Origin of the sequence: Pseudophaeobacter flagellatus (assembly GCF_021228235.1) — a bacterium.
GTDB lineage: Bacteria > Pseudomonadota > Alphaproteobacteria > Rhodobacterales > Rhodobacteraceae > Pseudophaeobacter > Pseudophaeobacter flagellatus.
Genome location: NZ_JAJQRG010000010.1, coordinates 168,733 through 176,992, shown reverse-complemented (window position 1 = coordinate 176,992; position 8,260 = coordinate 168,733). Strand labels below are relative to the sequence as shown.

General features: G+C 59.1%; 8 protein-coding genes. 6 read left to right on the top strand and 2 right to left on the bottom strand.

Going from position 1 to position 8,260, the window contains the following annotated elements:
• Positions 1-412 precede the first annotated feature (412 nt).
• Positions 413-979: a carboxymuconolactone decarboxylase family protein gene (locus tag LRK71_RS17455; RefSeq protein ID WP_232405248.1), complete on the bottom strand. Its 567-nt coding sequence runs from the start codon at positions 977-979 to the stop codon at positions 413-415.
• Positions 980-1,078: 99 nt separating this feature from the next.
• Here LRK71_RS17455 and LRK71_RS17450 point away from each other — a divergent pair, with 99 nt between their 5' ends.
• Positions 1,079-1,651 carry a TetR/AcrR family transcriptional regulator gene (locus LRK71_RS17450; RefSeq protein WP_232405247.1) on the top strand — a complete coding sequence of 191 codons (573 nt, stop codon included), beginning with the start codon at positions 1,079-1,081 and terminating at the stop codon, positions 1,649-1,651.
• A gap of 37 nt (positions 1,652-1,688) precedes the next feature.
• Here the strand turns inward: LRK71_RS17450 and LRK71_RS17445 are convergent, their stop codons facing one another.
• Positions 1,689-2,627 (bottom strand): MurR/RpiR family transcriptional regulator, encoded by a 939-nt coding sequence (locus tag LRK71_RS17445; protein WP_232405246.1) that lies wholly within the window; start codon positions 2,625-2,627, stop codon positions 1,689-1,691.
• 172 nt (positions 2,628-2,799) lie between these two features.
• Between LRK71_RS17445 and LRK71_RS17440 the strand changes: the two genes are divergently transcribed.
• From LRK71_RS17440 to LRK71_RS17420, 5 genes are read left to right on the top strand one after another with little or no spacing between them, the layout of a single operon-like run.
• Positions 2,800-3,306 (top strand): TRAP transporter small permease, encoded by a 507-nt coding sequence (locus LRK71_RS17440; RefSeq protein WP_232405245.1) that lies wholly within the window; start codon positions 2,800-2,802, stop codon positions 3,304-3,306.
• A complete protein-coding gene (locus tag LRK71_RS17435; RefSeq protein WP_232405244.1) occupies positions 3,303-4,589 on the top strand; it encodes a TRAP transporter large permease in 1,287 nt (428 codons plus the stop codon). The genes LRK71_RS17440 and LRK71_RS17435 overlap by 4 nt, the downstream gene beginning before the upstream one ends.
• Before the next feature lie 28 nt (positions 4,590-4,617).
• Entirely contained in the window at positions 4,618-5,655 is a 1,038-nt protein-coding gene (locus tag LRK71_RS17430; RefSeq protein WP_232405243.1) for a TRAP transporter substrate-binding protein, read from the top strand.
• A 60-nt stretch (positions 5,656-5,715) separates the two neighbouring features.
• Positions 5,716-7,182 (top strand): M81 family metallopeptidase, encoded by a 1,467-nt coding sequence (locus tag LRK71_RS17425; protein ID WP_232405242.1) that lies wholly within the window; start codon positions 5,716-5,718, stop codon positions 7,180-7,182.
• A complete protein-coding gene (locus LRK71_RS17420) occupies positions 7,182-8,234 on the top strand; it encodes an alanine racemase (protein ID WP_232405241.1) in 1,053 nt (350 codons plus the stop codon). The genes LRK71_RS17425 and LRK71_RS17420 overlap by 1 nt, the downstream gene beginning before the upstream one ends.
• The last annotated feature ends 26 nt before the right edge of the window (positions 8,235-8,260 follow it).

Below are 8,260 nucleotides of genomic sequence, written 5' to 3'. Positions count from 1 at the left end.
TGCCAGCGTGCAAAGTCTTAAGATTGCTCCGCCGAAATCCCTGAAATTCCCGGGGCTGGTTTTAACTTTCGAAGTCGCAGATGGAACTGTTCACCAGACTTTGCAAAGCCCGCCCCCTGCGCAGAGCTGCCATTGCGAGCAGTCTGCCCGCCTCTAACGAGGCTCTCACAGCCGAGGTGCGCGTTGCGTTGGGGCTTTGTCTTCACGGGTGAATGCGTCCGCTGCGCATCGAATTCGTCACATAGCCGTAGTAGAGGGGCAGGCTCGTGGCCACGGTTTACCCAAACCTTATTGGTGATCCCCAGATCATGGGCGGCCATGAGGTCATAGCGAAAAATGGACGACACATGCGGTACGTCTTTGGGGCTGCAAGGGTCGCGCTGCAATTCTATGCAGCGCGACCGTTTTAATCTTACACCTTCAGCGGGGTTTCGCTGCGCTGCCAGGCCAGTGGCTGGAAGACTTCGTCAACCGGGGTCTCGGCAACGTGGTTGATGTAGTTCGACATGGTTTTCTGCGCCAGGCCAAGGATCACGTCGAGAACGGCGCGGTGGTCAAAGCCTGCATCAAAGAAGGCTTTCATCTGCTCTTGCAAGACATTTCCGCGCGCGCGCACCATCTGCACGGTGAAGGTCCGCAGCGCTTCGAGCTTGGCGGTGGGTAGCGGCGTTTCATTGCGCAGGGCGTCCGAAATCTCGTCCGAGACCTTCATCATCTTGGCGATCCCGGTATGGGCTGGGACGCAGTAGTGGCAGGCATGCTCGACATTGATTGATTGCCAGACAACCGTCAGCTCTTCGGCGTCGAAGTTAGTTTCGGTGAACAATTTGTGCAGCAGTTGATAGCCTTCATAGGCCTGCGGGCTTTCCGCCAGAACCTTGTGCAGGCCGGGCAGGCGGCCAAAGGTTTTCAGCGAGGTTTCAAGCAGCGGTTTGGAGGCTTCGGGGGCGGAGTCGAGATCGTGCGAGGGGAAGGTCATGATACAGCCTTTGAAAAATTGCAATGGAGGTACATTTAGGCTTTCTTGAGTGATCACTCAAGTATATATTTGAGCGACTACTCAACAATCGGTGATCCTATGCCACGCAAACCAACCTACGACCGCGAAGACTTGATCAAGCGCGCCCGCGACCTGTTCTGGCGCCGTGGCTGGGCAGGCACATCGCTGAAAGACCTGGAGGCAGCCTTGCAGATGAAGCCGGGCAGCTTTTACGCGGCTTTTGGATCGAAGGATGCGCTGTTCGAACTGGCAATGGACAGATACGCGCTGGACGGGGCTGAAAGGCTGCGTTTTCTGGCACAAGAATACGGCCCGGTCCAGGCGCTTCAGCGGTTTCCCGATATCGCGATTGCCAACAAGGATGCCCCTGCCAAGGCCTGCATGTTGTCTAAGACGCTGCTGGAACTGCAGGCCCATAATCACCCCTTGGCTAGCAAGGCCAACCAGCACCTCTTGCGGATGGAACAGTATTTTGCAGAGCTGTTTCAGCAGGCGCAGGCGGCGGGGGACATCGACAGCCGACATGACCCAAAGGTGCTGGCGCGCCGGTATCAATCAGATTTGTTGGGGCTGCGGGTCTCGGCAGAACGGGACGGGATTGATGCGAGGGCGATTGCAGACGAGATCTCGGACAGTTTGACCCACCTGTAACGGCGCTGCCAGGGGCGCACCGGCGCGGTGGCGGGGCTTAGTCGCCCAGCGGCTGCGGGTCCGTGCGCCCGTGATAGGCGGTAAGAGAGGCGCGGATGCGGCGCAGGTTCTCGCGCGTCTGGTCAGAATTCTGGTGCGCGACCGACAGGGCAAGCGCGTCGAGGATGGCAAGATATGCAAAGCGGGAAGCAGTTGGTTTAAAGATATCGGTATCTTCTGACAGGTCGATGCCGATCGAGAGTTCGCACACCTCTGTCAGCCGGGACCTGGCGCGGGTGATGCCAATGGTCTTGGCGCCATAGCTGCGCGCCACCCGGGCGGCGCCAACCACGGCATCTGCCTCGCCGCTGGAGGAAAACATCAGCATGACATCGCCTTGGCGCAGCGTCGCGGCATGCATCTGCAGCGCGTAGCTGTCATTGACCGAGACACTGGGGATACCAAGGCGGAAAAACCGGTTGGCGGCTTCGGCAGCAAGCATGGAAGAGCCACCACCGATGCCGGCAGCAACCAGTTGATGGCAGTTGGCCAACTGGTCGCTTGCTGTGGCAATATCCGCAGGGTCCACCTGGCTCTGCATGGTGGACATGGTGGCAAAGAGCGCGCCGAGAACCCGGTCCAGTGGCGCGTCGGAGGGGCCTGCTTCGCCAAGGGCCATGCTGGGTTGCAGATATTGGTGGCTGACGGCCAGGTTCTGCGCCAGGCGCAGTTTGAACTCACGAAATCCCTCGCAGCCCAGGGTGCGGCAGAACCGGATCACCGTTGGGGTGCTGACATCTGCTCCCTCGGCGACCTTGGCGATTGTCATTTCGGAAACGGTTTCAAGGTGGGCCTTGACGAAATCTGCAACCTTCTGCTCGCGCGCGGCAAAGCTGCCGTCATGCATCCGTAGCTCCGAAATCACATCGGCGACTGTCGCGCGTCCGCGGACCGGCAGTTCAGCTGTGAGTTCGGGATCAGGTGTCTTATTTGACATGGCTTGGAACGGCTTTCGGATATGTACCTTAGATACGCTTTAGGACACATAAGTACAGAAGAGGCAAGAATTTCAGAGTCATTATGTATCTTAGTAACGAATTTTGTTGATTTTGCGGCTCAGTTTGCTGAAGTTGTATCTAAGGTACAAATGAGATTCGGGGAGATACATCGTGAAATCTTGGGCTGAAAGAGCCAGCACAGGGATCAATTCGGTTGTTGAGGGCATCGTGGCCTGCCTGATGCTGGCGCTGGTCCTGGACGTCTGGCTGGGGGTCGTGGACCGGTACTATTTCCATTGGCAGCTGCCCTGGCCGGAAGAATTTGCCCGCTATTTGATGATCTGGGCGGCGATGCTGGGGGTGTCTTGCGGCGTTGCGGGGCGCGAACATATCGGCCTGACGGCTTTTATTGATCAGTTGCCCAAGCCGCTGCGCCGCGCCAGCCTGGTTGCGATGGATCTGCTGGCGCTGGCGCTTTTCCTATATGTTCTGTGGTTTGGCATTGCCTTTGCCAATGGTGGGGCAACCCGGCAGGCGGCGATCTTTGGCACAAGCCTGCGCCCCTATTACGCTGCGATCCCTGTTTCGGCGGCTATTGCTTCGCTTCAGCTGATTCTGGTCTTGCTGCGCGATCTTGGCACCCATGGGGAACCCATGTTTGAAGAGGATGCGGTATGATCTGGGTTCTGGCTACATTCATTTTGTTGATCCTGTTTGGCATGCCCATCGGCTTTGCCATCGGTCTGGCTGGGGTGGTTGGTCTGATCGATCTTGGCGGTGCACAGTTCCTGGCCGTCGGTCCGTCCAAGATTTTCAACGGACTGAACGTCTTTCCCTTCCTGGCTATGCCGTTCTTTATCCTTGCCGGTGAAGTCATGAACGACACGGGCATCACCAACCGGCTGGTTGGGCTGGCGCGGGTGCTGGTGGGGCGGTTCCGGGGCGGGCTGGCGCATACCAACATGCTGGCCTCGGTGTTCTTTGCCGGGCTGACCGGATCGGCGACGGCAGATGCGGCCGCATTTGGCCGAACGCTGGTGCCGGCAATGGTGAAAGAGGGCTATAGCAGGGACTATGCCTGCGCTGTCACCGCTGCTGGCTCTATCATCGGGCCAACCATTCCGCCCTCTGGGTTGATGGTGGTCTATGGTTCGCTGATGGGGGTCTCTATTGCCGGGTTGTTTGCGGCAGGGTTGTTGCCGGGGCTGGTAATCTGCCTGGTCTGCATGGCGGTCATCGCCATTGGCGGCAACCGGGAGAACCTGCCCAAGGCGCTGCGCGGTGCGTCGCTGAAAGAGGTGTGGCAGACCTTTGTCTCTTCGCTGACTGCGCTGGCAATGCCAGTGATCATCCTGGGCGGCATCCTGGGCGGCGTGGTGACACCCACCGAGGCGGCCTCTATTGCTGTGGGCTATGCGCTGTTCATTGGCACCTTTGTCTACCGCACCCTGACTTGGCGCAGTCTCTATGGCATGCTGGTGCGGACCGGGCGTATTACCGGGGTGATCTTTGTCATCATCGCCTTTGCCGGTATTCTTGGCTGGTGGATGAGCTTTGAGCGCATCCCGCAGATGATCGCTGAAGGCGTGCTGAGCCTGTCGGACAACCGCTACATCGTGATCGCAATCATCATCTGCCTGTTGCTGATCATCGGCATGGTGATGGATATCACCGCAATCCTGATCATTCTTGCGCCGGTTCTGGTGCCCTTGACCGAACAGGTCGGACTAGAGCCGATCCACGCCGGGATCATCTTTGTGCTGGCGTTGAACATATCCTTGATGACGCCGCCAGTGGGGGCCTGCCTCTTTGTGCTGGCCTCGGTGACGGGGGAGAAGCTCGAACGGATATCGATCAAGCTGTTTCCGTTCTTGATCGCCGAGGTGGCTGTTCTTTTCATCTTTGCGTACTGGGAGGACGCGGCGCTCTGGCTGCCTCGTCTGCTGGGATTTGCCCAATAATCGTTTCATATCAACTGGAGGAAATAACATGAAACATCTTGCAACCTGTGCTGCCCTAGCTGGACTGATGACAGCGTCTGCTGCCTTTGCCGACAGCACCATCAAGTTTGGCCATGACAACAAGGCCGATCCATTCGAGAACCCGGCCCATGCCTGTACTGCTGTGTTTTCCAACATTCTGGAAGCGGGCACCAATGGCAGTGTCGAGGTTGAGGTTTTTGGCTCTAACCAGCTGGGCTCTGCCTCGGAGCATGTGCAGCAGGTGCGGGATGGAATTTTGCAGGCAACGCTTACTTCGACCGGCGCTCTGGCCAGCTATTATCCACGTATTGACGTGCTGAACATGCCCTTCGCCTTTGCCGATAACAGCGCCACATATGAACTGTTCGATGGTGCCTTTGGCGCGGCCCTTGCGCGCGATATCGAAGAAACGCTGGGCGATGTGGTTGTGCTGGGCTTCCCCGATACCGGTGGGTTCTTTGCGGTGACCAATTCGGAACGTCCGATTGCCAAACTGGCAGATTTTGAAGGCGTCCGGGTGCGGACCATGTCCCTGCCGTCGCATCAGAAAATCATGCAGGCGCTGGGGGCCGAGGCCTATCCACTGGCCTGGGGTGAGGTCTATTCCGGCCTGCAAACCGGTGTGATCGACGGCCAGATGAACCCGGTGCCGATCATCTCTTTTGCGAATTTCGCCGAAGTGCAGAAATACATGACGCTGACCAACCACCTGTTTTCGCCCTATACATTCATGATCAACCGGGCGTTCTACGAGGCGCTTTCTGATGATGAACGTACCGTGCTGCATCATGCGGCGGAAAATTGTGTTACCGCCAGCCGTGGCATCAGCCGGATCATTGAGGCCTCGGATCGTGGCCTTGCGGGCCTGATGGAGCAGATGGAAGTGACCGCGCTCAGCGCTGAACAGCGCAGCGCCATGGCGGCCGCGACCCAGCCGGTATTCGAGGCCCATGTTCAGGAAAATCTGGACGCCAAAGCCGGCGAACTGCTGGAGCTTTTGAAGGCCAATGTCGTCACTGCCAACAGCAGTGTTTATCTCAAGTAATTGTGAAAATGCGGGCCGGGGGCACAGTGTTGCCGGCCCCAAGAAAATAGGTTTTCCATAATGCGTGTCTTTTGTGCGTCCGTTGCGACGGAATGCAATACCTTCTCGCCGCTGCGCGCTGATTTCACTGATTTCGCCCAGAGCTTCTACGCCGCTCCGGGGGAGCATCCGGAAACGCCAACCCTGTGCAGTGCAGTCTTTCCGGCGCTGCGCCGCCGGGCGGTTGCTGGCGAAATAGAGCTGATTGAAGGCACGGCGACCTGGGCCGAGCCGGGGGGCATCGTCAATGCCCCGACTTGGGATCGGTTGCGCGAAGAAGTGCTGGATCAATTGCGCGCGGCGCTACCGGTACAGGCGGTTGTCCTGGGGCTGCATGGTGCGATGATCGCGAGCAATTGCGTTGATTGTGAAGGGGTGCTGATCGAACAGGTGCGCCAGATCGTTGGGCCGGATGTTACCATCGGCGTCAGCTTTGATCCGCATAGCCACCTTAGCGACAAGCGTATCGATAACGCCGATATCATCACTGTTTTCAAAGAGTTCCCCCATACAGATTTTGTCGAAGCGGCAGAGGCCTGCGTTGACCTGACACTGCGCGCGGCGCGGGGCGAAATCACGCCTGTGCTGTCGGTTTTTGATGTGCGCATGATGGATGTTCTGCCCACCAGCCGTGACCCGATGCGCGGTTTTGTCGATAGGATGATCGCGCTTGAGACGCAGGGTGCGGCGCTGTCGATCTCGGCGATCCATGGGTTCATGGCGGGGGACTCTCCTGATCTTGGCGCCAAAATGATTGTCATCACCGACAATGATCGCGCCGCCGCAGACCAGCTGTCGCGCCGACTGGGGATGGAACTGTTCTCCTTTCGGGGGGCGGCACGGCCTGAGTTCTTACCGGCGGATGAGGCGTTGCAACGCGCGGCTGCGGCCCCCGAAGGTCCGGTTGTCATTGCCGATGTCTGGGATAATCCCGGCGGTGGCGTGGCGGGGGACAGCACCCTTATCCTGCGCCAAGCGATGGCGCTGGGGCTGCGTGATATTGCCTTTGGCACCATTTGGGACCCGATGGCGGTGCGGCTGTGCCATGCGGCGGGCGAGGGGGGGCGGCTGAGCCTGCGGTTTGGTGGCAAGACCTCGCATTCGGCCGGCGATCCAGTCGACGGCGAGGTGCTGGTGAAACGGGTGCAAAAGGACGCGGTACAGAGCTTTGGATCCTCTGTTGTGCCATTGGGAGATTGCGCGGTGATCGAGATGGACGGGATTGAAATCGTGCTGAATTCAAACCGTGCCCAGGCCTTTTCGCCGGATCTGTTCACCGGCCTTGGTATTGATGCAGCTGCCCGCAAGATCCTGGTGGTCAAGTCGACCAATCACTTCCACGGGGCCTTTGCGCCGCTGGCGGCTGATATTCTGTATGCGGCGGTTGATGGGCCTTATCCAAACGATCCGTGTACCAATGCCTATACCCGCGTGAGCCGGAAGCTCTGGCCGATTGTTGTCGCCCCGCATGATGTTGAGGTGCTGTAATGTTTCCAGAAATTGATACGCCAGCGGTGCTGGTCGATCTTGATATTGCCGAAGCCAATATCGATCGCTTCCAGGCGCATTGCGATGCAAAGGGGCTACACTTGCGCCCGCATATCAAGACCCACAAACTGCCGCAGCTGGCGCACAGACAGATTGAGGCGGGGGCCATTGGCATCACCTGCCAAAAGATTTCCGAAGCCGAGGCGATGATCAGCCAGGGCGGCATCGAGGATCTGCTGCTGACCTACAATATCGTTGGCAAGGCCAAACTGGCGCGCCTGCGCGCGCTGGCAGAGCGGGTGCGACTATCTGTGGTCTGCGACAATAGTCAGGTGGCACAGGGCCTGTCCGAGGCATTTCAGGACGCGTCAGGCCCGTTGGATGTGCTGGTTGAATGCGATACTGGCGCCGGGCGCTGCGGTGTCCTCTCGCCCAAAGCGGCGGCTGATCTTGCGGATGTCGTGAGCGATCTGCCCGGTCTGCGCTTTGCTGGGCTGATGACCTACCCCCCGGTTGGCCACGAGGCAGAGGTGCAAGACTGGCTGGCCAATGCTACCGCCTTGATCGAAGCCCGCGGGCTGTCCGTGGGCGTTGTGTCGAACGGTGGTACGCCGGGGATGTGGCAGGCGCAGACCGTGCCCGCCACCACCGAATACCGTAGCGGCACCTATGTCTACAATGATCGCTCTCTGCAGGCGCGCGGGATTTGCGGCTTTGCCGATTGCGCCCTGACGGTATTGGTCACCGTGGTTTCGGTGCCCGCTGCGAACCGGGCGATCATCGACGCAGGATCCAAGGTGCTGACCTCTGACTTGCTCGGTCTGGAGGGGTTTGGTCATGTGCTGGGGCGCTCCGACATATCAGTCGCGGCCCTGTCAGAAGAGCACGGCACGCTGACCGCACAGACCATTGGCCTGCAGGTGGGGGACCGGCTGCGCATTGTGCCCAACCATGCCTGTGTTGTGACCAATATGCTGGATCAGGTCGAACTGGTCCGCGGCACCACCGCGCTTGGCCCGGTGCCGGTCTTGGCCCGCGGTCAGGTCTGGTGAAGGTCCGCGCCGCCCGCTTTCTTTCT

Excerpts from the sequence above, each read along its gene's own strand:
- LRK71_RS17430 (WP_232405243.1), top strand. The coding sequence starts at position 4,618 with ATGAAACATCTTGCAACCTGTGCTGCCCTAGCTGGACTGATGACAGCG.
- LRK71_RS17425 (WP_232405242.1), top strand. The coding sequence starts at position 5,716 with ATGCGTGTCTTTTGTGCGTCCGTTGCGACGGAATGCAATACCTTCTCG.
- LRK71_RS17445 (WP_232405246.1), bottom strand. The coding sequence starts at position 2,627 with ATGTCAAATAAGACACCTGATCCCGAACTCACAGCTGAACTGCCGGTC.
- LRK71_RS17450 (WP_232405247.1), top strand. The coding sequence starts at position 1,079 with ATGCCACGCAAACCAACCTACGACCGCGAAGACTTGATCAAGCGCGCC.
- LRK71_RS17435 (WP_232405244.1), top strand. The coding sequence starts at position 3,303 with ATGATCTGGGTTCTGGCTACATTCATTTTGTTGATCCTGTTTGGCATG.
- LRK71_RS17420 (WP_232405241.1), top strand. The coding sequence starts at position 7,182 with ATGTTTCCAGAAATTGATACGCCAGCGGTGCTGGTCGATCTTGATATT.
- LRK71_RS17455 (WP_232405248.1), bottom strand. The coding sequence starts at position 979 with ATGACCTTCCCCTCGCACGATCTCGACTCCGCCCCCGAAGCCTCCAAA.